This is a genomic window from Nocardiopsis coralliicola, from assembly GCF_054779695.1.
The window spans coordinates 227,037-252,975 of sequence record NZ_BAAGXT010000001.1 but is presented as its reverse complement, the minus strand read 5'-3'; the positions used below and the strand labels follow the sequence as shown (position 1 = coordinate 252,975).

At 73.9% G+C, this 25,939-nt stretch carries 20 protein-coding genes; 9 read left to right on the top strand and 11 right to left on the bottom strand.

From position 1 onward, the window contains the following. Window positions 1–50: 50 nt before the first annotated feature. Both ACYVGT_RS00960 and ACYVGT_RS00955 read right to left on the bottom strand, forming a co-directional pair. Entirely contained in the window at window positions 51–1,493 is a 1,443-nt protein-coding gene (locus tag ACYVGT_RS00960) for a basic amino acid/polyamine antiporter (RefSeq protein WP_460854398.1), read from the bottom strand. A gap of 392 nt (window positions 1,494–1,885) precedes the next feature. Continuing rightward, window positions 1,886–2,317, bottom strand: coding sequence for a VOC family protein (locus ACYVGT_RS00955; RefSeq protein ID WP_460854397.1), 432 nt, complete (start codon window positions 2,315–2,317; stop codon window positions 1,886–1,888). Window positions 2,318–2,594: 277 nt separating this feature from the next. Here ACYVGT_RS00955 and ACYVGT_RS00950 point away from each other — a divergent pair, with 277 nt between their 5' ends. Beyond that, window positions 2,595–4,004 carry a serine hydrolase domain-containing protein gene (locus ACYVGT_RS00950; RefSeq protein WP_460854396.1) on the top strand — a complete coding sequence of 470 codons (1,410 nt, stop codon included), beginning with the start codon at window positions 2,595–2,597 and terminating at the stop codon, window positions 4,002–4,004. Window positions 4,005–4,140: 136 nt separating this feature from the next. On the opposite strand, the gene ACYVGT_RS00945 is transcribed toward ACYVGT_RS00950, so the two are convergent. Together ACYVGT_RS00945 and ACYVGT_RS00940 are read right to left on the bottom strand one after the other, a co-directional pair. Beyond that, window positions 4,141–6,369, bottom strand: coding sequence for a S9 family peptidase (locus tag ACYVGT_RS00945; RefSeq protein WP_460854395.1), 2,229 nt, complete (start codon window positions 6,367–6,369; stop codon window positions 4,141–4,143). A 113-nt stretch (window positions 6,370–6,482) separates the two neighbouring features. Next, window positions 6,483–7,226 carry a DUF3159 domain-containing protein gene (locus ACYVGT_RS00940; protein WP_460854394.1) on the bottom strand — a complete coding sequence of 248 codons (744 nt, stop codon included), beginning with the start codon at window positions 7,224–7,226 and terminating at the stop codon, window positions 6,483–6,485. Between the two features lie 214 nt (window positions 7,227–7,440). Here ACYVGT_RS00940 and ACYVGT_RS00935 point away from each other — a divergent pair, with 214 nt between their 5' ends. From ACYVGT_RS00935 to ACYVGT_RS00925, 3 genes are all read left to right on the top strand, one after another. Then, entirely contained in the window at window positions 7,441–7,773 is a 333-nt protein-coding gene (locus tag ACYVGT_RS00935; RefSeq protein WP_460854393.1) for a hypothetical protein, read from the top strand. A gap of 269 nt (window positions 7,774–8,042) precedes the next feature. After that, complete coding sequence (locus ACYVGT_RS00930; protein WP_460854392.1) at window positions 8,043–8,420, top strand: guanyl-specific ribonuclease; 378 nt, start codon at window positions 8,043–8,045, stop codon at window positions 8,418–8,420. A 40-nt stretch (window positions 8,421–8,460) separates the two neighbouring features. After that, window positions 8,461–8,847 carry a barstar family protein gene (locus ACYVGT_RS00925; RefSeq protein WP_460854391.1) on the top strand — a complete coding sequence of 129 codons (387 nt, stop codon included), beginning with the start codon at window positions 8,461–8,463 and terminating at the stop codon, window positions 8,845–8,847. Between the two features lie 91 nt (window positions 8,848–8,938). Here ACYVGT_RS00925 and ACYVGT_RS00920 read toward each other — a convergent pair whose 3' ends face one another. From ACYVGT_RS00920 to ACYVGT_RS00905, 4 genes are all read right to left on the bottom strand, one after another. Further along, on the bottom strand, window positions 8,939–10,417 hold the full coding sequence (locus tag ACYVGT_RS00920) for a rhamnulokinase (protein WP_460854390.1): 1,479 nt from the start codon (window positions 10,415–10,417) through the stop codon (window positions 8,939–8,941). Continuing rightward, window positions 10,414–12,456, bottom strand: coding sequence for a bifunctional aldolase/short-chain dehydrogenase (locus ACYVGT_RS00915; protein WP_460854389.1), 2,043 nt, complete (start codon window positions 12,454–12,456; stop codon window positions 10,414–10,416). Before ACYVGT_RS00915 ends, ACYVGT_RS00920 begins: the two co-directional genes overlap by 4 nt. Before the next feature lie 112 nt (window positions 12,457–12,568). Beyond that, window positions 12,569–13,738, bottom strand: coding sequence for an L-rhamnose isomerase (rhaI, locus tag ACYVGT_RS00910; protein ID WP_460854388.1), 1,170 nt, complete (start codon window positions 13,736–13,738; stop codon window positions 12,569–12,571). 60 nt (window positions 13,739–13,798) lie between these two features. Next, complete coding sequence (locus ACYVGT_RS00905; RefSeq protein ID WP_460854387.1) at window positions 13,799–15,160, bottom strand: MFS transporter; 1,362 nt, start codon at window positions 15,158–15,160, stop codon at window positions 13,799–13,801. Window positions 15,161–15,668: 508 nt separating this feature from the next. On the opposite strand from ACYVGT_RS00905, the gene ACYVGT_RS00900 reads away from it, so the two are divergent. Both ACYVGT_RS00900 and ACYVGT_RS00895 read left to right on the top strand, forming a co-directional pair. Next, complete coding sequence (locus ACYVGT_RS00900; RefSeq protein WP_460854621.1) at window positions 15,669–16,652, top strand: LacI family DNA-binding transcriptional regulator; 984 nt, start codon at window positions 15,669–15,671, stop codon at window positions 16,650–16,652. Window positions 16,653–16,776: 124 nt separating this feature from the next. Beyond that, the gene (locus ACYVGT_RS00895) at window positions 16,777–17,595 is read left to right on the top strand and encodes an SAM-dependent methyltransferase (RefSeq protein WP_460854386.1); all 819 of its coding nucleotides are present in this window, start codon (window positions 16,777–16,779) and stop codon (window positions 17,593–17,595) included. A 335-nt stretch (window positions 17,596–17,930) separates the two neighbouring features. Here ACYVGT_RS00895 and ACYVGT_RS00890 read toward each other — a convergent pair whose 3' ends face one another. Beyond that, window positions 17,931–19,673 carry an SLC13 family permease gene (locus tag ACYVGT_RS00890; RefSeq protein WP_460854385.1) on the bottom strand — a complete coding sequence of 581 codons (1,743 nt, stop codon included), beginning with the start codon at window positions 19,671–19,673 and terminating at the stop codon, window positions 17,931–17,933. A gap of 232 nt (window positions 19,674–19,905) precedes the next feature. After that, complete coding sequence (locus ACYVGT_RS00885; RefSeq protein WP_460854384.1) at window positions 19,906–21,072, bottom strand: enolase C-terminal domain-like protein; 1,167 nt, start codon at window positions 21,070–21,072, stop codon at window positions 19,906–19,908. A 112-nt stretch (window positions 21,073–21,184) separates the two neighbouring features. Here ACYVGT_RS00885 and ACYVGT_RS00880 point away from each other — a divergent pair, with 112 nt between their 5' ends. From ACYVGT_RS00880 to ACYVGT_RS00870, 3 genes are all read left to right on the top strand, one after another. After that, a complete protein-coding gene (locus ACYVGT_RS00880; protein WP_460854620.1) occupies window positions 21,185–21,859 on the top strand; it encodes a GntR family transcriptional regulator in 675 nt (224 codons plus the stop codon). Window positions 21,860–21,975: 116 nt separating this feature from the next. After that, on the top strand, window positions 21,976–23,103 hold the full coding sequence (locus tag ACYVGT_RS00875) for a DNA polymerase III subunit beta family protein (RefSeq protein ID WP_460854383.1): 1,128 nt from the start codon (window positions 21,976–21,978) through the stop codon (window positions 23,101–23,103). 74 nt (window positions 23,104–23,177) lie between these two features. Continuing rightward, window positions 23,178–23,741 carry a hypothetical protein gene (locus ACYVGT_RS00870; RefSeq protein WP_460854382.1) on the top strand — a complete coding sequence of 188 codons (564 nt, stop codon included), beginning with the start codon at window positions 23,178–23,180 and terminating at the stop codon, window positions 23,739–23,741. 104 nt (window positions 23,742–23,845) lie between these two features. Here the strand turns inward: ACYVGT_RS00870 and ACYVGT_RS00865 are convergent, their stop codons facing one another. Then, the gene (locus tag ACYVGT_RS00865) at window positions 23,846–25,849 is read right to left on the bottom strand and encodes a BCCT family transporter (RefSeq protein ID WP_460854381.1); all 2,004 of its coding nucleotides are present in this window, start codon (window positions 25,847–25,849) and stop codon (window positions 23,846–23,848) included. Between the last annotated feature and the right edge of the window lie 90 nt (window positions 25,850–25,939).

The window sequence follows — 25,939 nt, the reverse complement described above, 5'->3', positions numbered from 1 at the left end:
CCGCCACGGATACCTCGGATTCCGCCGAAAACCGCCGCCGCGCCCCCGCACTACAGGGTGACCCAGCCGACCGCGAGGGCGAGCACGCCGATCACCGCTCCCGCGGCGACGGCGCAGAACAGGGCCAGCTCCGCCGCAGTGAAGACCTTTCTCCCCTGCTCCCGCCGGGTGATGAGGAAAAGGACGGTGACCGGCGCATAGAAGACAAAGGAGATCAGGACGAATTTCAGCCCGGCGGCGTAGATCAGGAACGCCGTGTAGAGGGTTGCCGCGAGGGCGATCGCCGCGTCCTGGGCCAGTGCGGCGGTGCGGACGCCGCCGTAGGTCTCGCGCGTCCACACCAGTTTCAGCGCGTAGGCGGCGGCCAGCAGGAACGGGATCAGCGTGAGCGCCGCGGTCAGGTCCAGCGCGAAGTCGAAGGCGTCTTCGGAGAACAGCGTGATGACCAGCACCAGCTGGGAGAGCAGGGTGCTGAGCAGCAGTGCGTTGACGGGCACGTCGCGCGGGGTCGAGGCGGACAGGAACCGCGGCATGTCCCGGTCCTTGGCGGCCACATACAGCACCTCCGCGGCCATCAGCGTCCAGGCCAGGTAGGCGCCGAGTACCGCGACGATCAGGCCGACGGAGACCAGGACGCCGCCCCAGGTGCCGACGGCGGCCTCCAGGGTCCCCGCCATCGACGGCTGCTGCAGGGCGGCGAGTTCGTCCATCGGCAGGATGCCGTAGGACACGATCGTCACCGAGGCGAAGACCGCGAGGACGCTGCCGAACCCCAGGAGGGTGGCGCGGCCGACGTCTTCGCGGCGCCGGGCGTGGCGCGAGTAGACGCTCGCGCCCTCCACTCCGAGGAACACGAACACCGTCACCAGCATGGTGCCGCGCACCTGCTCGAAGAGCGCCCCGGAGCCGGGGTCCCCGGCGAAGTTGGCCGCGAACACCGCCGGATCCAGGGCGAATACGGCCAGCAGGACGAAGACGAGGATCGGCAGCAGCTTGGCGACCGTGACGATGCGGTTGATCGCCGCCGCCTCTTTCGTCCCCCGCCGGATGAGGAAGAAGAAGAGCCAGAGGCCCACCGACGACGCCGCCACGGCCGCGACCGTGTCCCCTTGGCCGAGAGCGGGGACGAGCGCGCCCAGGGTGGACATGATCAGCACCCAGTAGGTCACGTTGCCCACACAGGCGCTGGCCCAGTATCCGGCCGCGGAGAAGAACCCGATGTACTCGCCGAAACCCGCCTTGGCGTAGGCGTAGACGCCGGCGTCGAGCCCCGGTTTGCGCACGGCCAGGCGCTGGAATACGAGGGCGAGGGTCAGCATGCCCGCCCCGGCGATCGCCCAGGCGATCAGTGCGCCGGCCACCCCGGTCTCCTGGCCGAAGCGCTGGGGAAGGGAGAATACGCCGGCGCCCACCATCGAGCCCACGACCATCGCCGTGAGGGTCAGTACCGAGACTTTGACCGAATTCGGCGCGGGCTTTTGCTTTTCCGTCATCGCGGCGCCCCTTCACCGGCGCACGTCGCCGGATGCGCGGCAGAAGAATCCCCATCCGGCGTCCAAGGCTGCCATTTCCCACTCCGCGCAGCACTCTGACACGCGAAGAGTACTCATATTCTTCGCCCGTCGACCGATCTGCTGCCGCAGGGGGCGGGCCTTCTCGCGTGCACCGGTTCAGGGGCCGGCCGCACCCGCTGGACGTCGGCGGCGGTCCATCGGGGCTGCCCGGCCCGGCGGGTCCGGCCGCGCTTTCGCAGAGCCTGCCCGACGGTCTCCACCGCCCGCCCGAACGGATTCCCCGGCGCCATCCGGCCGCACTGCCGATGAGGCCCCGGCACCTTCCCCGGACGGTTTGCGAAAAGGAGGGGGAATGACCTCTCCTGCCGTTCTCAGGGCGCGAAAACCTGGGAGTCGTCGGCGAAGGACTTGAATTCGAGGGCGTTGCCGGCGGGGTCGTGGAAGAACATGGTCCACTGCTCGCCGGGCTGGCCCGCGAAGCGGAGGTAGGGGGCGATGGCGAAGGCGGTGCCGGCGGCGCGGAGGCGGTCGGCGAGGGTGTGGAAGCGGTCGGGGGCCAGGATCAGGCCGAAGTGGGGCACGGGGACGTCGTGGCCGTCGACCGGGTTGTGTGCCGGAGCGGCGTGGCCGGGGGCCAGGTGGGTGACGAACTGGTGGCCGTCGAGGTTCCAGTCGATCCAGCGCTCGGAGCTGCGGCCCCGTTCGAGGCCGAGGACGCCGCCGTAGAAGCCGGCGGCGGCCTCCAGGTCGTCGACGGGGACGGCCAGGTGGAAGCGGGGAATGGGCGAGTCCAGCTCGGTCACGGCGTGCCTTCCCGGTGGGGGTGCGGGCGCGGAGCCCGGTGGGACGTGCACCCTGCACCGCGCGGCGGCGCGCTGTCCAGTGCCGCGCGGACCGCACTGCGCCCGCGATCCGGATCGGCGGGTGCCGGGAACCCGCTCCGACCGGGAACGCTGCCTCATCCGGCCACCGCCGCCGGCGGCGGCAGAGGCTCTGAAAGGGTGGGGCCAGCGGCGCCCTTGCCGGGCACCGAGCGAAGGCGCGGGCGCCGGCCGCCCGCCCGGCGGAAGGAGCTGTCCCGTGGACACCCAGGACAACGCAGGCACCGCGCCCCTCGACTCCGGGCACTGGCAGGAGCGGCTGTCCGCGCTTGCCTCCGAGCACCGCGTGCCGGGGGCGCAGCTGGGCCTGCTCCGTCTCGGTGCGGGCGCGGCCGATGACGAGGTGTCCTGCGCCCACGGCATCCTCAACGCGGCGACCGGCCAGCCGGTGAGTACCGACGCTCTGTTCCAGATCGGGTCGATCACCAAGGTCTGGACCGCCACCGCGGTCCTGCAGCTGGCCGACGCCGGCGCGCTGGACATCGACGCTCCCGTCACCGCGGTGCTGCCCGGCTTCGCACTCTCCGACCCGACGGCGGCCGAGGCGCTGACAGTGCGCCACCTGCTGACCCACACCGGGGGTATCGACGGCGACCTGTTCACCGACACCGGGCGCGGCGACGACGCCGTCTCGGCCTACACCGCCGCGCTGTCGGAGGCGGCGGTGCTGCACGCGCCGGGCGCCACCTGGTCGTACTGCAACTCCGGCTTCAGCGTGCTCGGCAGCATCATCGAAGAGCTCACCGGCCAGACGTGGGACGCCGCGATCAGGGAGCGGCTGTTCGCCCCGCTCGGGCTGGAGCGCACGTCGACGCTGCCCGAGGAGGCGATCCTGCACGCCGTGGCGGTGGGGCACATGCGCGGGCTGCCCGACCCCCAACCCGCCCCGTTCTGGGCGCTGCCGCGCGGCCTCGGGCCGGCGGGCTGCATCGCCGCGCCGGTGGGCGAGCTGCTGCGGTTCGCCCGGCTGCACCTGACCGGCGGCCTTGCGCCCGACGGCACCCGGATCCTCAGCGCCGAGTCCGCCGCGGCGATGGCCGCGCACCAGGCGGATGTGCCGGTCCCCAACGGCCTGGGCGACTCCTGGGGCCTGGGCTGGATCCGGTTCGACTGGCCGGGCGGCCCCGCGATCGGCCACGACGGCTCGACCGTCGGCCAGGACGCGTTCCTGCGGCTGGTTCCGGAAGCGGGGGCGGCCATCGCCCTGCTCACCAACGGCGGCGGCGCCAGGGACCTCGCCGACGCCCTGTTCGCCGAGGCGGTTCCGGCGCTGTCCGGCGCGGTTCCGGACCCGCCGTTCGCGCCGCCTGCCGAACCGGTCTCCGTCGACCCCGCCCCCTACCTCGGGCGCTACGCGGCCGCCGCGATGCAGCTGGACGTCACCGCCGAGGGCGGGCGGCCGCGCGTGCGCATCGAGCTGCTGGGGCCGTCGGCCGCCTTCGACCCCGACCCGATCCAGGAGCACGCGCTCACCCCGGTCGCCGACGGGGTGTTCGCGCTGCGGCTGCCGGGCCAGCAGCGCTGGTCGCCGCTGACGTTCAGCGCGCTGGAGACCGGCGAGCGCTACGCCCACTTCGGCGCCCGCGCACTGCCCTTCGCCGCGGGGTAGCCGGCGCAGCCCCGCCTCCGGGCGGCCGTCTCCCGAGTGGGCCTCTGCCGGATGTGCGGTCGGTGGCCTCCCGGGTGGAGGCGCCGCCGCACCGGCCGGCGGCGCAGGTCCGCCGCGCCGGTGCGCCCGGCCGCTGTCAGGCTCCCGGCAGCGGGAAGGGCGCCAGCTGGAACGCGGGCGGCTCGGCGCCGTGCAGGTGGCGGACGAAGTAGTCCCAGGTGCGGCGGAGGACGTAGTGGCCGCGGCCGAGGAAGTAGTGCTCGGCTCCCGGGACGAGGAGGAGGTCGACGTCCTTGTCCGCGGCGATCAGGGAGTCCACCAGCCGGAGGGTCTGGGCCGGGAGCACGGTGTCGTCCAACTCGCCGTGGACGAGCAGGAGGCGTCCTTCGAGCCGGTGGGCCAGCGCCGGGTTCGAGATGTCCCGCAGTTCCTCGCTGCCGGTACCGCCCTGGTAGTGCTCGGCCCACAGCGGGACGTTGATGCCGAGGTCGTGGCTGCCCGCGAGGGCGACGCCCACCCGGTAGAAGTCGGGATAGAGCAGCAGCGCGCGTGCCGCGGCGTAGCCGCCCGCCGACTGGCCGGTGATGCCGACCCTTCCGGTGTCGAGCCAGGGGTGGCGCGCGCCGAGCTCGCGGATAGCGGCGATGTGGTCGTCGAGCGCGCCCGCGTTGCCGAGGTCGCCGTAGGAGTGGTCGTGGAACTCCTTGCTGCGCCCGGCGGTGCCGCGGCCGTCGACGGCGACCACCGCGAAGCCGAGCGCGGCCAGGGCCTCCGGCTCGCCGTGGTGGGGCGCGTCGAACGCGGGGCCCGCCCGGTGGATCTGCGGGCCGGGGTAGACGTGGTCGATGACCGGGTAGCTGCGCTCCGGGTCGAATCCGTGCGGGCGCCACAGCAGCCCGTAGATCGGCGTCACGCCGTCGGCCGCGGTGGCGCGGAACCGCTCGGGCGGCTGCCAGCCCAGCTCTTCGAGCTGCCCGGTTCCGGGCGCCGCCAGTTCGGCCAGGGTGGCGCCGTCCAGGTCGAGGACGCGCGATCGGTGCGGCGTGCCGGGTCCCGAGGCGCGGTCGACGAGGTAGGCGCCGCGGGGCGGGGCGACGGTGTCATGGTCGAGACTGTCGTCGGTGAGCCGGGTCAACCCGGTGCCGTCCAGGTCCACCCGGTAGATCTGGCGGAGGTAGGGGTCGCCGCCGCCGGCGCCGGCCGCGGTGAACCACACGCGGCGCTGCTCCTCGTCGAGCCGGAGTACCCGGCGCACCTGCCACGGCCCGCTGGTGAGGGCAATGGCGGGACCGCCGCCGGGCGGGTGCAGCTCGAGGTGGCCCCAGCCGTCGCGCTGGGACCACCACAGGATCTCGCCGGAGCCGAGGACGCGGGCGATCGCGGGGTGGTCGCCCAGTTGCGGCGCCGGGTCGACGCGGGTCGTGCCGGTCTCGCTCAGCAGCGTGGCGACGGCGCCGGTGGCGGGGTCGAGGCTGCGCAGCTCCAGCGTGCGGCCGTCGCGGGAGTGGTGCAGGAAGTGCACCGCTTCGCCTCCGGGGCCGGACCACCACGCGTAGACCACGGCGCTGGGGTGCAGGAACACGGCCGGTTCGCCCTGCTGGGCCGCTGCCGTTCCGGCCGCGACGTCGATCACGTACCAGCGCAGGGTCGGCTGGTCCGCGTCGCCGGGCATCGGAACCCGGTAGCGGTGCGCGGCGGGGCGGCCGCCGCCGGCCGGGGCGGACTCCACCAGGACCTGCTCGGGCACCGCGCTCTGGTCGACGCGGGCTGCGAGCAGCCGGGTGGAGTCGGGCGACCACTCGGCGATGAAGGCGGGGCCGAGGCCGAGCGCGCGCATCAGGGCGCGGCTGCCCATGTAGTCGGGGAGCTGTCCGTAGGGGTGCTCCGGTGCGCCGTCGCGGGTGAGGCGGAACTCTGCGCCGCCGCGGTCGCGGACCCAGATGTCGCCGCCGCGGCCGAACGCGGTCCAGGCACCGTCGGGCGAGGCGATCTCCAGCGGACCGGGAAGGGGGTCCTCAGCGGGGGTGCAGGTGGCGCCGTCCCACTGCCAGCGGGCGCCGAACGCGGTGAAGGAGAGGCTGCCGCCGCCGGTGCGCTCCAGGGCGGAGACCGGCAGGGCCGACGCGTCGACGTCGATGCCCGCGGCGGCCGAGAGGGCGGAGGCGAGCCGCTCGTGGTCGAAGGCGTCGGCGCGGGTGCCGGCGGCGGGATCGACCGCGGTGAAGCGGCCGCCGCGGCTGAACCAGAACCCCGACCCGTCGGCGTACCACTGGGGGTCGACGGGGCCGCCCTCGACGCTGCGGAGGCGGTAGGGGGCGAGCATCTGCTCGGCGCGGGCGTAGTCGGCAGCGGTGGGGCGGCTCATGGGCGGCTTCCTCGGGATCGTCGGTTCCACGGTGTCGGGTGGCGGTGCAGACCGCCAGCGCCGCACGGGGGCGGCGCTGGTGTGCGGGCGGCGCCGGTGCGGCGCCGGCCGTCTCAGCCGGTGCTCGGCACCAGGCGGCGGGTGGCGCGGCGGAAGGCCCAGACGACGACCACGGCGGCCAGGATCGTCAGCGGGAACCCGGTGACGGTGTCGGCGATGGCGAGGCCGGTGGTGGAGTCGGCGCGGTAGAGCCACTCGCGGACGATGTAGCGGCCGGCGAAGACCGCCGCGACGGCGCCGGTGGCGAGGTCGTGGGCGCGGCGGGAGGGCCGGTCGGCGCGCCAGTCGTGCGTGCCGCCGTGCACGGCGTTCCAGATCATCCCGGTGAGCGGGCGCCGGACTACGAGCGAGGCCAGCGTGACGACGGCGCCGACCAGCGACGCCCAGATCCCGATCAGGAAGAAGTCGTTGGCCGAGCCGGTGGCCGCGGAGACGCCGCCGGCGGCCGCGACGCCGAACACGCCGCCCATGGCCGACATGAGCTTCTCGCCGCGCCACATGCGCAGCGCGCCGAGCGCGACGGCTGCGGCGATCGCGATCCCGATCGCGGTGGCCAGGGTGGTGAACGGCACGGCCGCGGCGAAGCCGACGACCGGCAGCGCCGAGTAGACCATGCCGGAGGGCCCGCCCATGCCGTCCAGGACGGCCTGCTTGACGTCGACCTGCTGCGCGCCGTCGGGGGCGGTTTCCGGGGCGTTTGCGGGAGCGGCGGGGCGGGTCTGCCCGGTGGTCGCGGTCATGGTGTCCTCCCAGGTCTCTGCGGGGGCGGTCGCGGTGCTTCGCGTCGTTGAGGCCATGACTCGATTCCAGCAAGCAGCGCGCCGACCCGGCAGGGCGCGCGTGTCACCGCGCGCTGTGACGTCTCGCCCGCGAGCGCGTGACACGGTGTCACTTGCGCGGCCCGGCCCGAGGGCGTGTCCGAGCCGCGGTCCGGGCCGGGGAGACAAGGAGGCGGAGGGCAGTACAAGGGCGGCCTGGCCGACGCGGTTCGCGGCCGGGTTCAACCGGTGCATGCCGGCGCTGCGCCCGGCGCCGGTGGTGGGACCGCCGGTCCAGCGCCGCCTCACCGTGGTCCACTACACGGGCCGCCGGTCCGGGCCCGCGTTCTCCACACCCGTCGCCTTCCAGCGCACCGGGCCGACGGTCGTGATCCGCGTGGCCATGCCCGAACGCAAGCGCTGGTGGCGCAACTTCACCGGCGCCGGCGGGCCGCTCACCCTGGAACTGGACGGCCGCCGGCGCACCGGCCACGCGGTCGCCATCAGCGACAACGGCCAGACCTCGGTCACCGTGCACCTCGACCCGGAATCCGGCGCGGGCTCCGGAGGCGCGGACCAGTCCTGAGGCGCACTTTCACGTGCGCCCCTCTTTACCCAGGCGCCCCGTGGGCCCCTTGAGGTGTGTACAAGAAAGGGGGAAACCAGCGGCAGGGCCCCCGGGAAGGGGCCCAGATTCGCAATGCGGGCATCGAAGGAAGATGCCCGACCATCGGCAGTGAACTGCGAATACGGCGGGTTATCCACAGCCTTTCCGCGGCGGGCTCCGCTGAACCGCCAGTGAATTTCCTGATCGGGTGTTGACGGGGTGTGACGGACTCGCGCCTAATGGTGGGCATGCAATTCTCCCCGCGAATCCGACGCCTCGGCGGTTCCGCCCTGTTCGCCGCGCTCATCGCCGGCGGACTGTCGGCTCCCGCGCACGCGGCCGTCGGTGACATCTGCCATTCCGACCTCCCCGCCGAAGCCCACGACACCCTGGAGCTCATCGAAGCCGGCGGGCCGTTCCCGCACCCCCAGGACGGCACCACCTTCGAGAACCGCGAAGGGCTCCTCCCGGATCAGGACACCGGGTATTACAAGGAGTACACGGTGGAGACGCCGGGCTCCCCGGACCGCGGTGCGCGCCGCATCGTCGCCGGCGAGGCCGAGGAGGAGGACTACTACACGGCCGACCACTACGAGTCGTTCGACCTGGTCGACTACGCGTGCTGACGGCTGCGCCGCCAGGGGCGGCGGGCGGTACCCTCCGCCCATGACGGCGACGTATGTGATCGAAGGCCGCGACGTGACCGCGCCCGACCGCTTCTGGACGGCGGTGGGCGCGGCCGTCAACGGCCCGGGCGGCTATTTCGGCTCCAACCTGGACGCACTCGCCGACTGCCTCCGCGGCGGCTTCGGCACGCCGGACGACGGCGACTTCGCGTTCGTCTGGCGCCACCACGCCGCCTCCCGGCGCGCGCTCGGCCACACCGCCACTGCGCGGTGGCTGGCCGCGCGCCGGGACCGCGTCCATCCCGCCAACCGCTCCGCCCTCCAGGCCGAACTGGACCGCGCCGAAGCCGGCGAGGGCCCCACCTTCTTCGACCGCCTCGTCGCCGTCTTCGAGGAGGAGGCCCCGGGCCGGCTGCGGCTCGAATAGGTCAGGAGGCAGCGGCCCGCACTCCGAGCGCTCCGCACCCGGGCGGGTCGGGCGCCGCCGTGCCCCGCAGTACGGCCAGCGCTGCCCGGGGTCAGGGCGCATAGCACTGCGGCGGGTGGAAACGTCGGACGAGGGCGCGGAGGCCGCCGAGGGAGGCGTCGGGGGCGGTGAGCCCAGCGGCGCGGGCCTGGACCAGGAGGTTCCCGAGGGCGGCGGCTTCGGGCGGGCCGGCGAGGACGGCGCGGCCGGTCCGGCGCGCGGTGAGGCGGCAGAGCAGGGCGTTGCGCGATCCGCCGCCCACCACGTGCACGGTCTCGACGCGCCGGCCGGTGAGTGCTTCGGCCTCCGCCAGGGTCCGGGCGTAGGCGTCGGCCAGGGATTCCAGGATGGCGCGCACTGTCTCGGCCGGGCCGCGCGGCGGGGCGAGGCCGTGCTCGGCGCACCAGTCGCGGATGCGGGCGGGCATGTCGCCGGGCGGCACGAACCGCGGGTCCGCCACGTCGAACACCGGCACCGGGCCCTGCACCGCTTCGGCGGCGGCGAGCAGTTCGGCGAGCCGGCCGTGCCGCCCTCCCGCCTCGCCGCTCCCCTCCCAGGTCCGCAGCGACTCTTCCAGCAGCCACAGGCCGGAGACGTTGCGCAGGAACCGGACCCGGCCGTCCACGCCGGCCTCGTTGGTGAAGTTCGCGGCGCGCGCCGCCGGGGTGCGCACCGGGGCGTCCAGCTCCAGCCCGACCAGGGACCAGGTGCCCGAAGAGATGTAGGCGGCGCTCGCCGCACCGCCCTCGGCGAAGGGCACGGCGGCCACGGCGGAGGCGGTGTCGTGCGATCCCACCGCGGTGACCTGCACGCCCCCCGGAGCGACACCGACCCGCGCGGCGGGCCCCGGGGCGATCGCACCGACCGGCTCCCCCGGCTGTACCAGCGGCGCGAAGAGGTGCTCGGGCAGGGCGAGGCGGTGCAGCAGGCCCCGGTCCCAACCGCCGCCGTCCGCGGCCAGCAGCCCGGTGGTGGAGGCGTTGGTGGCCTCGGTCCGCATCGTGCCGGTGAGCCAGTAGGCCACCAGGTCGGGGACGAGGAGCAGCCGGTCGGCGGCGCCGAGCAGCGGTTCCCCGGCGAGTTGGAAGAGCGTGGTGAAGTCGAGGTGCTGCAGGCCGTTGCGGGCGAACAGCTCCGCTGCGCTGACGGTGCCGTGCACCCGCCGCACCCCGGCCGCGGTACGCGGGTCGCGGTAGTGGCGGGGCGCGGCGAGCAGGTGCCCGCCGCGGAGCAGCCCGTAGTCGACCGCCCATCCGTCGATGCCGACGCTGCACAGCCCCGGCGCGGACCGGGCGGCCCGCCGGATCCCGCGCTCCACGCCGGCGTAGAGGGCGTGGATGTCCCAGTAGAGGCCGTCGTCTCCCCCTTGGGTGAGGTGCACGGGGGTGTTGGCGAAGCGGGCGGTCTCCTCGACGGCGAGCCGGCCGCCCCTGATCCGGCCCAGGACGACGCGGCCGCTGGTGGCGCCGAGGTCGACGGCGGCGACCGCGGGCTCGGCGCCGCGCGCGGCCGCCGCGGCGGAGGCGGTCATCGGAGGAACGCCGCCGCCACCCCGGAGTCCACCGGGAGGAGCAGCCCGGTGGTGCGGGAGAAGTCGCCGCCGCACAGCGCCGCCACCGCCGCGGCCACGTGCTCGGGCAGCACCTCCCGCTTGAGCAGCGCGCGCTGGGCGTAGTAGGCACCCAGGTCTTCCTCTGCGACGCCGTAGACCGCGGCGCGCCGGGCGCCCCAGCCGCCGGCGAAGATGCCCGAGCCGCGCACCACCGCATCCGGGTTGACGCCGTTCACCCGGATGCCGTGCGGCCCGAGTTCGGCGGCCAGCAGCCGCACCTGGTGCGCCTGGCTCGCCTTCGCCGCGCCGTAGGCGACGTTGTCGGGGCCGGCGGCCACCGCGTTCTTGGAGGCGATGGTGACGATGTCGCCGCCGAGGCCCTGGTCGATGAGGACGCGGGCGGCGTGCTTGGCGGCGAGGAAGGACCCCTTGGCCATCACACCGTGCTGGCGGTCCCAGTCCTCCTCGGTGGTCTCCAGGAGGGGCCGCGACAGCGACAGCCCGGCGCTGTTGACGACGAGGTCGAGCCCGCCGAACGCGAGCACGGCCGCGTCGACCGCCGCGCGCACCGACGCCTCGCTGGCGACGTCGGCGGCGATGCCGACCGCGGTGTCGGGCCCGCCGATGCCGGCGGCGGCCGCCTCGGCGCGGGCCGTGTCGAGGTCGGCGACCGCGACGCAGGCACCTTCGGCCGCGAGCCGCTCGGCGGTGGCCCGGCCGATGCCGGAGGCACCCCCGGTGACCAGCGCGATCCGCCCGGTGAGCGGCTTGGGCGCGGGCCGCCGGCGCAGCTTGGCCTCTTCCAGCTCCCAGTACTCGATGCGGAACTTCTCCGCCTCGCTGATGGGCCGGTAGGACGACAGCGCCTCGGCCCCGCGCATCGCGGTGATCGCGTTGGCGTAGTACTCGCCGGCGACGCGCGCCGTCTGCTTGTCGGCGCCGTAGCTGAACATGCCGACGCCGGGCACCAGCACGACGGCCGGATCCGCGCCGCGCATCGGCGGCGAGTCGGGGCCGGCGTGCCGGGCGTAGTAGGCGCGGTAGGCCGCCCGGTACTCCTCGTGCAGTCCGGGCAGGGCTCCGAGGACCTCCTCCAGCGGCGCCGTGGACGGCAGGTCGAGGACGAGAGGGGCGACCTTGGTGCGCAGGAAGTGGTCGGGGCAGCTGGTGCCGAGCGCGGCCAGCGCCGGCATCTTCTCCCGTGCGAGGAAGTCCAGCACGGCGGGGCTGTCGGTGAAGTGGCCGACCGCCTGCGCATCCGTGCAGGCGATGCGGCGCAGGTGCGGGGCGAGCGCGGCGGCCTTCGCCCGGCGCTCGGCCGGCGGCAGCGGGGCGTAGCCGTCCCGGACCGGTCCGAACGGCTGGGCTGCGCCGTGCGCGTCGATGTGGCGCTGGGCGGTGTCGATGATCCACCGCGAGTTGGCTTCGGCTTCGGCGGAGGTGGCGCCCCAGGCGGTGATGCCGTGGCCGCCGAGGATCGCGCCGACGGCGCCGGGGTGGTCGCGCTCCACCGCGGCGATGTCCACGCCCAGCTGGAATCCGGGGCGCCGCCAGGGCACCCACACCACCTGTCCGCCGAAGACCTCCTCGGTGAGGCGCTCGCCGTCGGCGGCGGCGGCGATCGCGATGCCGGCGTCGGGGTGCAGGTGGTCGACGTGGGCGGCCTGGAGCAGGCCGTGCATGGCGGTGTCGATGGAGGGCGCCGCGCCGCCCTTGCCGTGCAGGGCGTAGTCGAACGCGGCGACCATCGCGTCCTCGTGCTCGACGCCGGGGTAGGTGTCGGCCAGCGCCCGCACCCGGTCCAGCCGCAGCACCGCGAGCCCTTCCGGGCGCAGGGTGCCGAGGTCACCGCCGGAGCCCTTCACCCAGAGCAGGTCGACGCTTCCGCCGGTGACGGGGTCGGTGGCGGTGCCTTTGGCGGAGGTGTTGCCGCCGGCGTAGTTGGTGGTGGACGGGTCGGCGCCCAGGGCGTGCGAGCGTTCGATGAGGCGGGCGGCCTCGGGGGGGAGGTCGGCCATTGCTGCTCCGTTCGGCGTCGTGCGCGGCTCCGGCCCGCGGGGCCGGGCTGCCGCTGTCGGCAGGTGCGTCGCTGCTGCTCTTCGGGCTTCCGGGCGCGGCCGGCGGACCGCCTCAGGCGCCCCATCCCGCCGGGGTCCCGCCGACCCGTTCGGCTTCGATGGCCTCCTGGTACCCGGATGCGCGGTAGGCGCCCATCGGATCGGCCGGCAGGCCGCGGCGGGCGCGCCAGTCCGCCAGCCACGGGCGGACGTCGGTCTGGAAGGCGTCCATGAACACCTCGTTGGCGCCCAGCACGTCGCCGGCGTCCTGGGCCCGGCGCAGCGCACCGGTGTCGAGCAGGAGCGCGCGGGCCGTCGCCTCCTGCACGTTGAGCACCGAGCGGATCTGGCCGGGGATCTTCGGCTCGACGTTGTGGCACTGGTCGAGCATGAAGGCGACGTCCGGGCTGTTCAGGCCGCCGCCGCGGACGACCTCCGCGAGGATGCGGAAGAGCTGGAAGGGGTCGGCGGCGCCGACGATGAGGTCGTCATCGGCGTAGAACCGCGAGTTGAAGTCGAACGCGCCGAGCCGGCCCAGCCGCAGCAGCTGCATGGCGATGAACTCGATGTTGGTGCCGGGCGCGTGGTGGCCGGTGTCCAGGCAGACCAGGGCCCGCTCGCCGAGCGCGCTCACCTGGGCGAACGCGGTCCCCCAGTCGGGCACATCGGTGTGGTAGAAGGCCGGCTCGAAGAACTTGTACTCCAGGACCAGCCGCTGGCCGGGCCCGAGCCGCCGGTAGATCTCCTGCAGGGACTCCTGCAGCCGGTCCTGCCGGCCGCGCAGGTCGGCCTGGCCGGGGTAGTTCGAGCCGTCGGCGAGCCAGATCTTCAGGTCGCGCGAGCCGGTCCGGTGCATGATGTCGATGCATTCGAGGTGGTGGTCGACCGCCTTGCGGCGGATCCGCGGGTCGGTGTGGGTGAGCGCGCCGAGCCTGTAGTCGTCGTCCTGGAAGGTGTTGGAGTTGACGGTACCCAGCCGCATGCCGAGCCCTTCGGCGTGCTCGCGCAGGGCGCTGAAGTCGCACCGGTCCCAGGGGATGTGCAGGGCGACGGCCGGCGCGAGGCCGGTGTGCCGGTGGACCTGGGCGGCGTCGGCGACCTTCTCGAAGGGGCCGCGCGGTACGCCGGGCGCGCTGAACACCTTGAAGCGGGTGCCGGAGTCGCCGAACGCCCAGGACGGCAGCTCGATCTCCTGCGCGGCGAGTATGCCGGCGATGCGGTCGAAAGCGGTCGCGTCGGTCACGTGCCCTCCCCTGTCTGTCGTGCGGTGGTGGCGGTCGTGCAGCCGTGCCGGGGCGGCGGGTCAGTCGCCCGGCTCCGGCGCGCGCGGTTCCGGCGCGCCGCCCGGGGCGGTTCGGGGCTGGGGGTCGAGGAGGCGGCCGTAGCGTTCGACCTCGATGGCCTCCAGCGTCTTGCCCTGGGTGCGCGGTGCCCAGACGGTGCCGATCAGCAGGGCTGCCACGAGCAGGCCGAGGATGAGCACCCCGACGCCGCGCAGGCCGACCTGGTCGAGCATGAGCGGGAACCACAGGCTCAGCACGCCGACCATGACGCGGACCAGCATGAACATGACGCCCTGGGCGGAGGCGCGGTAGCGGGTGGCGAAGAGCTCGGCCGCCCAGAGGCCGTAGAACGCCTGCGCGCCGATGCCGGAGGAGATGCCCCAGCCGACGGCGAAGAAGACCAGGGAGAACCAGCCGGCCGGCCCGTAGATGAGCACCGCCCAGGCGGCGATGCCGAGTCCGGCGCCGATCCCGTAGAGGCGCCGCCGCGAGTAGCGGTCGCCGTAGCGCATGAAGCCCCAGAACGTCGCGGCGGAGGTGAGGCCCCAGACGAGGACCTGGAGGAGGTACTGGGAGCGGGCGTCGGTCAGGCCGGTCGCCTCGTAGATGCGCGGCTGGAAGATGCCGGCCTGGCCGGCGACGGTGTTCCAGAGGCCGTAGACGCCGATGAGGAAGAGCAGCGCGGTGACGTTCTTGCGGTGGGTGAGCAGTTCGAGGAAGCCGCGGTAGGTGCCGGCCGTCCGCGGGCCGGAGCCGGAGTCGTCCCGGCGCCGGGTGTCCTTCCACCGCTGGGATTCGCTCAGGCCGCGCCGCACCCACCAGGTGATGGCGGCGACGATGAAGAGGTGCGCGAAGACCAGCCGTGCGCCGAACAGTCCGAGCGGCTCCACGATGACGGCGAGCAGGTAGCCGACGGCCGGGCCGATCGACCAGGCGAGCTGGGCGAGGCCGACGTGGCCGGCGCGGCGCTCGTCGGGCGCCTCCTCGGCGATGTAGGTCCAGGCGGCCGTGACGCCCGCGCCGACCGCGATGCCGGTGAGGACGAACCCGGTCAGCAGCATCCCGAAGCCCGTCGCGAAGATCGCGAAGAGCGTGCCGAGCATGTACAGCAGCAGGTCGTAGGTGTAGATGAACTTGCGCCCGTAGCGGTCGCAGAGCGGGCCGCCGACCGCGGCGCCGATGGCCGCGCCGAACGCGTTGGCGCTCAGCGCACTGAGCAGGCCCACCGCCCAGCTGTCCAGGCCGAACTCCGCCTGCCACAGGCCCATGCTGGTGGCGATCGCGATGATCGAGCCGGCCTCGATGTAGTTGGACATGGCCACCGCCGCCGTGGCCTTCCACTTCGATGGCGCCGCCTTGGGCGGAGGGGTCGTCGCTGTCATCGGTCGTGCTCCCTTGGGGGGTGGGGTGGGAGGGGAACGGTGTCCGGTCCGAGGGATGCGGCCCGGAGACCGGGTGCGGACCGGCAGAGGGGCGGGACCGGGGAATGGCGCTTTTTGAAACGATTCAAAACGTGATGTGGATTACGCTGGCATCCCCCGGTGCCGCCGTCAACCCCCCGAAGAGGCACCATCCTGCTCCCCGCGCTGCGGGCTCCGCCGGCTGCTTTCCGCTGCCAGGGCCCAGCGGAACCGGGGACGCCGCCCGCCCCGCGGGCCGGGTCCGGGCCGGCCCTGCGCCGGAAGCAGCCCCGTTCCGGGTGCCGCTCACCCGGGGAGTCGGGCGTTCCCGCGCTCCTCGGCAGCGCCGGCGGCCGCGGAGCCCGCTGCGGTCCGGTTCGGGCCGGTACGGCGCACGGCGGGTGATCTAGAGTCAGGCCGACGGGACTCCGGCGGCGGGGTCGTGCAGCGGCAGCGGGGAGGACCGGTGCGGGAGGGCGCCTCGCCCAGCATGAAGGACGTGGCCGCGCACGCGGCCGTGTCGCTCGGCACCGTGTCCAACGTGCTCAACCGGCCGGACCGGGTGAGCGAGCGGACGCGGGAGCGGGTGCTGCGGTCGATCGAGGCACTGGGGTTCATCCGCAACGACTCGGCCCGCCAGCTGCGCAGCGGCGCCAGCCGGACCGTGGCCTACGTGCTGCACGACGCGGCCAACCCGTTCTTCGCCGACGTCGCCGAGGGGGTGCAGAGCGGCACCGATCCGGCCGGGCTGGCGCTGTACCTGTGCAACAGCGGCGAGAGCGCCGACCGGCAGGCCTTCTTCCTGGACATGCTGGAAGAGCAGCGGGTGGCGGGGGTGCTGATCACGCCGGTCGAGCCGGGCGATCCGCGGATCGCGGCGCTGGCCGGGCGCGGCATGCCGGTGGTGCTGGTGGACCGGCCCGCCGAGGGCGGGTTCTGCTCGGTGAGCGTCGACGACGTGCTGGGCGGCCGGCTCGCCGCCGGCCACCTGCTGCGCACCGGGCACCGCAGGCTCGTGTTCGCCGGCGGCCCGCTGCACCTCGGCCAGGTCGCCGACCGGCTGCGCGGTGTCCGCGCGGCCGCCGCCGAGTTCAGCGGGGCGTCCGTGCAGGTCGTGGAGACGGCTGCGCTGACCATCGACGCCGGCCGGCGCGCCGCCGAGCACCTGGCAGCGCTGCCCGCGGCTGAGCGGCCGACGGCGGTCGCCTGTGCCAACGACCTGCTCGCCCTGGGGCTGCTGCGCCAGTGCGCGGCCCTGGGGCTGCGCGTGCCGGACGACCTTGCCCTGGTCGGCTACGACGACATCGCCTTCGCGGAGGCCGCGGCGGTTCCGCTGACGTCGATCCGCCAGCCCCGCCACCTCCTCGGCAGCACCGCCGCCGACCTCCTGCTCGCCGAGTCCCGCTCCCCCGCCTCGCACACCCACCAGGACATCCGCTACGACCCCGCGCTCGTCGTCCGCGCCTCGGCCTGAGCCCGGCACGCCGGCCTGCGCCGCGGTCCCGGATCCGGCGCCCGCTGCAGCCGCGCCGTCGCCGGCGGATGCGCCCTGGCCCTAGAATTGCGGCCCCTCCCCCCGATCAGCAAAGGCCGTTCCCATGGGCGACACTCCGCAGGGCCCCGGCCGGGCCGGGCCCACTATCGACGCATCCCAGCCGACGATCGCGCGCGCCTACGACGCGCTGCTCGGCGGCAAGGACAACTACGCCGCCGACCGCGCGCTGGCGCAGTACGCGATCGAGAACATCCCCGGGCTCCAGGAGTCCGCGCACGAGAACCGCAAGGTACTGGTGCGCGGCGTCCGCCACCTCGCGGGCGAGCTGGGCATCGACCAGTTCCTCGACCTGGGCAGCGGGCTGCCCGCCGCGCAGAACACCCACCAGGTCGCCCAGGCCGTGAACCCCGGCGCCCGCGTCGTCTACGTCGACATCGACCCGCTGGTGCACGTCCACGGGCAGGCGATCCTCGCCGACACCCCCGTCACCCGCGTCGTGACCGGCGACGTGCGCGACCCGCAGGCGGTCCTCGGCCACCCCGACACGGCGGACCTGCTCGACTTCGACCGGCCGGTCGCGCTGATGCTGGTCGGCATGCTGCACTACCTCTCGCCCGACATCGCGGACGGCGTGGTGGCGGCCTACCGCGCCGCCCTGTGCCCGGGCAGCTACCTGTTCATGACCTCCCTGGCCGACACCGGCCTGCCCGCGCAGCAGGAGCTCGCCCGCATCACCCGGGAGAGCCTCGAAGAGGGCTGGGCCCGCACCCCCGCCGAGATCGAGCACCACTTCGGCGACTTCTCCCTGCTCGACCCCGGCGTCACCTACACCGCCCTCTGGCGCCCCGACCGCCCCAAGTCCCTCGACCACCTCACCCCGGGCGAGCAGCTCGGCATGGCGGGCATGGCGCGCAAGCCCTAGCGCTCCCGGGCGGGCTCCCCGGGCGTTCAGCCCTCCTGGCCGCCGGGGGCGCCGGGCCCGGAACGCTCTCCCGGCAGGCCCTCTGCTGGACCGCTGGGCGGGGATCTCCGGTACTCCGCTGCGGGCTGGAGGGCTCCGAGGGACGTGCCTGGACGTCTGCCCCGGCGCTTCCCCCGGCCGTCCCCGCCGGCCGGGGGTGCGGCGCCGGGGACACACCGCTGCTGCACGGCGCAGCGGAGCCCGGCCCCGGATCGGCGCGCGGGGTGCGCGCGGATGCCGGGACCGGGCTCCGCGGTGCCGGCGATCCCGCCGGGAGGGGCCGCCGCGCGGTCAGGTCACAGGAACGCGCCGGGCGTACTCAGCAGGTCGATGCCCCACAGCTGCGGCAGCAGGAACAGCACACCCAGCACGATCAGTACCAGCGCGAAGATGTTCAGCCAGAACCCGGTTCTGACCATCTCCATGATCGTCACCTTCCCGGTACCGAACATGATCGCGTTCGGCGGGGTGCCCACCGGGAGCATGAAGGCGCAGTTGGCGGCCATCGCGCAGGGGACCATCAGGGCGTAGGGGTGGATGCCCAGGGAGAGCGCGAACGCGGCCATCACGGGCAGGATCATCGTCCCGGTCGCGGCGTTGGAGGTGATCTCGGTCAGGAAGAGCACCAGCGCGCTGGCGATGATGATCGTGAGGATCACGTTGATCCCCTCCAGCCCGCGCAGCTGGGCGCCGATCCAGTCCGACAGGCCCGTCTCCACGAACCCGCCGGCGATCGCCAGCCCGCCGCCGAACAGCAGCAGGATGCCCCACGGGATCTTCGTGGCGTCCTCCCACTGCAGCACCCGCTTCTGCTTCGGGTGGCGCGTGGGCAGCGTGAACAGGGCCACCATGCCGGCGACGGCGATCAGGCCGTCGCTGATGCCCGGGAGGATGCCGTCCCAGATGAAGGACCGGGACACCCACATGAACGCCACGGCAAGGAAGACCCCCAAGACGGTCTTCTCCTCGAAGGTCATCCCGCCCAGGGAGCGGCGCTCCTCGCGGATGATCTCGGCGCCGCCGGGCAGCTTCGCGAACCCGACCCTGAACTTGACGCCGGTCAGGTAGAACCAGGTCAGCACGAGCAGCACGGCGGCGATCGGCACGCCGAACATCATCCACTCGGCGAAGCCGATCCGCTGGTCGAAGATCTCCCCGACCTGGGCGGAGAGGATGGCCAGCGGCGGGGTGCCGATCAGGGTGCCGAGGCCGCCGATGGTGGCGGCGTAGCCGATGCCGAAAACGATGGACTTCTCGAACTTGGGCAGGTCGGAGGCGTGTTCGCCGCCGCGCAGCGAGCGGGCGGCCTGGTAGGCCACCGCCAGGCCGACGGGGATCATCATCATCGTGGCGGCGGTGTTGGACACCCACATCGACAGGAAGCCCGTGGCGACCATGAAGCCCAGGATGATCCGGCGCGGGCTGGTGCCGATCGCCGCGACGATCGCCAGCGCGATGCGCTGGTGGAGGTTCCACTTCTCCATCGCGATCGCCAGGGAGAACCCGCCCAGGAACAGGAAGACGATGTCGTCGCCGTAGGAGGAGACGACCGCGTCGCCGTCGACCGCGCCGGTCAGCGGCAGCAGCACGATGGGCAGCAGCGAGGTGACCGGGATGGGCAGCGCCTCGGTGATCCACCAGGTCGCGACCCACAGGGTGGTGGCCAGGACCGCCTTGCCCTCCGGTGAGAGGCTTTCCGGCTGGAAGAACGCCAGGGTGAGCGCGAACAGCACCGGGCCCAGGACCAGGCCGACGATGCGGGCGGGGGTGTAGCCGGGGTCGGGGTTGTCCGATTCGCCGTTGTCGGCGTCGCCGCCGGCGGGCGCGGCGGCGCCCTGGGCCCCGGGAGCCGGCCCCGTGCCGGCCTCGGCGGCGGGACGGGCGCCGGAATCCGGGGCGCCGGCGGCGCCGTCGCCCGCGGTGGCCATCTGCACGGCCGGCTGCGAGCGCCGGCGCGGGGAGAGCGTCAGGAGTTGCTTGATCTGCCGGTGCGACTCCCACAGGCTTCCCCACAGGGAGTGCGCGGAAGGCATTGCCATGGTGTGTACCCTCTTCGGTCTGGTGCTCGGCTGGTGTGCCGCGGGGGGTCAGCGCAGGTAGCGCGCCGCTCGACCTCGGCCGTGATCGGGGATGGCCCGCCGGCGCTCTGGGCCGGCCCCGTCCTCAGGGCCGGCCGGACTCTCGGGCGCGCTGTGCCGCCTTCGCCGCCCGGAACGCGGGCGGACGGCCCGCCGGCGGTCCCGGGGGATGCGGCGGGCGGGCGCAGGCCGGTCAAGCGTGCAGGTCCCGGAGGACCTTGTAGAACTCGGCCTTGCCCTCCAGGCCGATACCGGGCAGGTCGCCGGGCGCCACGCGGCTGCCGCGGACGACCGCGCCGTCGGTGAAGCCGCCGGTGGGCTGAAACTCTCCGGGGTAGGACTCGTTGCCGCCCAGCTTGAGGGCGGCGGCGATGTGCAGCGAGAACTGGTGGCCGCCGTGCGGGATGCAGCGCCGGGAGGACCACCCGTGCTGGGCGAGCATGTCCAGCACCCGGCGGTACTCGGTCAGCCCGTAGCTCAGCGCCGGGTCGACCTGGATGAAGTCGCGGTCGGGGCGCATTCCGCCGTAGCGGATGAGGTTGCGGGCGTCCTGCAGGGAGAACAGGTTCTCGCCGGTGGCGATGGGGTTGCGGTAGTTCTCCGACAGGGTGGCGTTGAGCGCGTAGTCGAGCGGGTCGCCGACCTCCTCGTACCAGAACAGGCCGTAGGGGTCGATGGCCGCGCCGTACTCCAGCGCGGTCGGCAGGTCGAACTTGCCGTTGACGTCGACCATGAGCCGGGAGCCGTCGCCGCCCAGGACGTCGATGACCGCCTCGATCCGGCGCAGGTCCTCGCCCAGGTCGGCGCCGCCGATCTTCATCTTGACGATGTCGTAGCCGGCGTCGAGGAAGCCGCGCATCTCGTCCTGCAGGTCGCGCAGGGTCTTGCCGGGGGCGTAGTAGCCGCCGGCGGCATAGACGAACACGTCGGTATCGGGGTCGCCGTCGCCGTAGTGGTCGGAGATCCATCGGTAGAGCGGCACACCGGAGGCTTTGGCGGCCAGGTCGTGCAGCGCCATGTCCAGCACACCCGCCGCGACCGAGCGCTCGCCGTGCCCGCCGGGCTTCTCGTTGCGCATCACGATGTTCCACGCCTTGGCGGGCGAGAGTTCGCCGTCCTCGTCGAGCAGCTCGCCGACGCCGGCAGCCTGCAGCCGGGGCAGCATCCGCTCAGTGAGGATGGCGGTGGCGTTGTAGCGGCCGTTGGAGTTGAAGCCGTAGCCCACCAGGGGTTCGCCGTCGACGACGACGTCACTGACCAGGGCCAGGACCGTGCAGTCCATCTTGGAGAAGTCGATGTAGGCGTTGCGCATCGACGAGCTGATCGGGATGGTGCCGACGTGGGCGGAAACGATTTTCATGGTCCTCATCGTGCCGGTCGAGTCTTATAACTTCCTTATAAGTTACGAGGAGCCTATGATGCAGGAGACCGGCGTCACAAGAACGAGCGGACATTTTTCCAGAGAGGCCATGATGACCAGCGCGAACGTCTTCTCCAGCAAGGGCGGGCTGGCCTACATCGAGCTGCGGCGGCGCATCACGACCGGCGAGCTCGCCCCCGGATCTCGCCTGTCCCAGTACGACCTGGCCGAGGACCTGGGGATGAGCATCACCCCGCTGCGCGAGGCTATCCGGCGCCTGGCCAGCGAGGACTGGGTGGTGATGGAGACCCACCGGGACGTGCGGGTGGCCCCGATGAGCGCGGCCGAGGCGCGCGAGCTGCTGGAGGTGCGCCTGTCGCTGGAGCCCGCCGCCGCCGAGCTGGCCGCCCACCGCCGCACCGACCGGGAGGTCGCGGCGATGCGGGCGGCAGCCGAGGCGCTGCTGCCGGTCACCCGTCCCTGGGGGGAGGACGCCCTCGCCGCCCACCGGGCCTTCCACCGGTCGATCTACACGGCCTCGCACAACACGGTGATGGTCCGGCTGCTGGACGACCTGTGGGACAAGGCCGACCGGTACCGGCGCATCGGCCTGGAGCTGCCGGCGGGGGCCGAGCCGCGCACCATCGACCTCCACCAGCACCACGAGATCCTGGAGCTGGTGGTCGTCGGCGACGGTCCCGCTGCGGCCGACCTGGTGCGCGCCCACGTCCGCAACAGCCTCGGCGCCTCGGTCACCTCGACCCTGGAGGACCTGGAGCGGTCCTAGCGGCCCCTCACCGGCCCCTCAGCCTGACCGGGAGCCCGGAGCACCCGGTGGCCGGCCGCCGCGGCGCCGCGCCCCGGGTTTGACCTTCGAGTGGGGTGAAGGCTGACGATGGGCGGGTGCCGAAATCTGAACTGATGGCGATCGGGGCGTTTGCGCGGGAGAGCGGGCTGACCGCCAGTGCGCTGCGCTTCTACGCCGACTCCGGGCTGCTGGTGCCCGCCGAGGTCGACGCCGACACCGGGTACCGCTACTACGGGGCCGGCCAGGTGGAGCGGGCGGTGGCGCTGCGGCGGCTGCGCGAGATCGCCATGCCGCTCGCCGACGCTGCCGCGGTGCTGGACGCCGAGCCCGCAGTGGCGGCGCGGCTGATCAGCGCGCACGCCGCCGAGGTCCTGGGCGGGGCCGCGGAGGTGCAGGAGAAGGCGGCCGAGATCACCGCGTCGCTCGGCGGGGCGCCGGGGCTGCCGATCGCCGCGGTGAAGGGGCCCGTGCTGGCCGACGCGGTCGAGCAGGTCCTGACCGCGACCGCGAACGAGCCCGGGCGGCCCGTACTCGGCGGGCTGCGCGTCGAGGCGGGTGCCGGCGCGGTCACCCTGACCGCGACCGACCGCTACCGCCTCGCGACGCGCACCCTGGTCCCCGCAGAGGCGGGCGCCGCCGAGTGGGCGGCGACCATCGAGGGCGGTGCGGTGCGGGCCGCGCTCCCGGAGGTCCGCCGCAGCCCGATGGTGCGGATGGAGGCGTCCCTGCACGGACTCCGGCTGCGGGTGGCTCCGGACCGCGCCTTCCACTGCCGGATGCTGGAAGCGGAGTTCCCCGACTACCGGCTGATGCTCGCGTCCCTGCCTGAGCCGGCGACCCGCGTCTCTGTGCCCAAGGACGTCCTGCTGCGCGCCCTGGAGGAGCACCCGGAAGAGCACATCGCGCTGCGGGCGAGCCGGGCCGGCCTGGACGCCGGCCCGGTCGGCGCACCGCCGGCGGACGCGGCGGCAGGGGAAGCGGAGCCCGCCGCGCCCCGGGCTGCCGGTGCACTGCTCGCGGCCGCCGTGACCGGTGCGGAGGCGTGCGTCTGCTTCGCACTGACGACGCTCTACCCGGCGGTCAGCACCGCGCTCGGCCCCGACGTGCTGGTCGACCTGCGCGGCCCGGGGCAGCCCGCCACCATCCGCTCCGCCGACCGCGGCGACCTGACCACTCTGGCCATGCCCGTGAAGCCCGGCACCAGGCCCGCCGAACGCGGATGAGGCCGCCGGCCACCCGCGGCCGCTCGCGCCTGCCGAGCCGGCAATCCACCGACCGACCACAGAGGAACACCGCCATGGACACCGCATCCCCCGGCCCCGCCGCCCCCTCCTCCGGTACTGATGCCGGCGCCGGAGGAGCCAATGCCGGCGGCGCCGACACCACCATGGACGCCATCACCCGGGCCGTCCTCGCGGGCCGCGCCGGCGGCACCGACTCCGCCCGCAGCGCGCTGCTGGAGCTGTGGTCCGAGATCGGCGCGGACGGCGATCCGCTGCACCGCTGCACGCTGGCGCACTACCTGGCCGACCTGTACACCGACCCGGCGCAGGCGCTGGCCTGGGACGTCCGCGCGCTGGACGCGGCGGACGCGGTGACCGAGGAGCGGGTACAGCGGCATCACGCGGGCCTGAACATCGCCGGCTTCTACCCGTCCCTGCACCTCAACCTGGCCGACTGCTACCGCCGCCTCGGCTCGTTCGACGCGGCCGGAGCCCACCTGGCAGCTGCCCGGGAGCACGCTCCGGACCTCCCGGACGACCCCTACGGCGCCTCCCTCCGCACGGCCCTCGACGAGGTGGCCGAGGCCGTCGCCCGGCGGGACACCGCCCAGCGGGCCACGGCCCCCGGAGCCGGCTGAGGGGGCCGCACCGGGCGGTGCGGCCCCCTCAGGTCCGGAGGCCCTCTCTTCGCCGCCGGCGGCAGGGCCGCCCGGCACCGCGCGAGCCGGCCTCCCGGAACCGCCTATGCGGAGGACGACCTGCGCAGCAGCTCCTCCGTCTCCCGCTCGGCTCCAGCGGCCGAATCGGCGAACTCCGGGGTGTCGAACACCTCTGCACCGGCGGGATCCGGTGCCTGCGAACCGTCCTTGAGGCAGATGAGCCCGGTGCTGGTGTCCACGGCCACGGCCTCGGGAGGAACGTCGTGCACCGCCAGAACCTCCGCCTCCGCGGCCACCGGACCGGAGCCGGCCTGCGCGGCTCCGGTCCCCGGAGCGAGCCCGCCCAGCGCAGCCGAGGCTCCGGTGCGCCGGCCGGCGGCTGCACGGCTGCGCGCCTTCAGCAGGGCGCGCAGGTTGTCCTGCACCTGCACCTCACCGTCCGATTCCGCGCGGGCCGCTGCGACCAGCGCCGACGGGGTCGCCTGCGGACGTATCCGCACGTAGCGCGGCATGGCCGAAGCCTCGTAGCGCAGCATCCGGACCAGCGCCAGCACGGCCAGCGCGTAGATCACCGAGAGCGGCGCCGCCCCGAGGATCGAACTGACCTGGAGGACGGTGAGTGCCGCCTCGCCGCCCGCCGTGAGCAGCACGATTCCGGCCACCCCCAGCAGGACCGACCAGAACATGCGGGTCGAGCGGGGCGTCTCGCTGCGGCCGCCGTGCGCGAGGACGTCGACCACCAGGGCGCAGGAGTCGGCGGAGGTGACGAAGAACAGCACGATCACGGCGAGCGCGAGCACGGACAGCACCGTGGCCGCAGCGGCCCCGCCGGGCAGGTTCTCGAACAGCAGGAACAGGGTCGTGTTCGTGTCGACCGCGCCGTCGCCGCCGGTCATCGAGCCGTCGCGCAGCTGGTAGAGGACCCCGGTGCTGCCGAAGACCGTGAACCAGACCGCCGCGATCGCGGTCGGCGCCAGCACCACTCCGAGCATGAATTCGCGGATGGTGCGCCCCCGGGAGATGCGGGCGATGAACATGCCCACGAACGGCGCCCAGCTGAGGAACCACGCCTGGTTGAACAGGGTCCAGTTCAGGGTCCAGGTGTCGGCCGCGCCGGCCCCGGTGACGAACATGAACTGCGGCAGTGCCTGCATGTACTCGCCGGTGTTCTGCACCAGCGACCGGAACAGGAAGACGGTCGGTCCGAGGACCAGGACGCACAGCGCCAGTACCGCCGCGAGCGCCATATTGGCGTTGGACAGCCAGCGCAGCCCGCGGTTGAGGCCGGAGACGACCGACAGCGTGGCGCACGCGACGAACACGGCCACCAGGACGGAAAGGAGCACGGGGGACGGCTCGAACCATCCGATATGCGCCAGGCCGGCCTGGATCTGCAGGGCGCCCTGCCCGAGCGAGGTGGCAACGCCGAAGATGGTGCCGACGATGGCGAAGACGTCGATCGCGTGCCCGGCCCAGGATTCGATGAGCCGCCGGCCCAGCACCGGCTCCAGCAGCCACCGGACGGAGAGCGGGCGCCCGCGGCGGAACGACATGTACGCCAGTCCGAGGCCCACCACCGCATAGATGCCCCAGGCGTGCAGGCCCCAGTGGAAGAGCGCCTGGCCGATCGCCGCACCCCCCGCGGCCCGCGTTCCCGGCTCGTTGCCGGCGACGGCCGGCGGCTCGACGAGGTGCGTCAGCGGTTCCGCGACGCCCCAGAACACCAGCCCGATCCCCATGCCCGCGGAGAACAGCATGGCGAACCAGGAGAAGCGCGAGAATTCCGGCCCCTCGTCGTCGCGCCCGAGGCGGATCGCGCCGGCTTTGGAGAACACCGCCCAGGCGGAGAAGGCCAGGAAGCCGGCGACCACCAGCGCATACCACCAGCCGACGCCCTCGCCGACCGCGTCCCGCAGGCTGGTGAACGCCTCCGACGCCTCCTCCCCGTACGCGGCGCCATACCAGGTTGCGGCCGCGAGCGCGGCGGCAACGATCAGCAGCGCAGGGAGGAACACCGGCAGCACGAGGCCCCGCGTGCCCCGGGCCGGTGCGGTCGGTGCCGATCCGGTGTCGGCGTTAGATGCCACAGATACTCCTTACTCGTCCGTCAGGGAGGCGGCCGGCGGGGGGCGGCGGTCCGGCCGCGGTCCGCGCACCCCCGAAGCCGGCACCGCTGC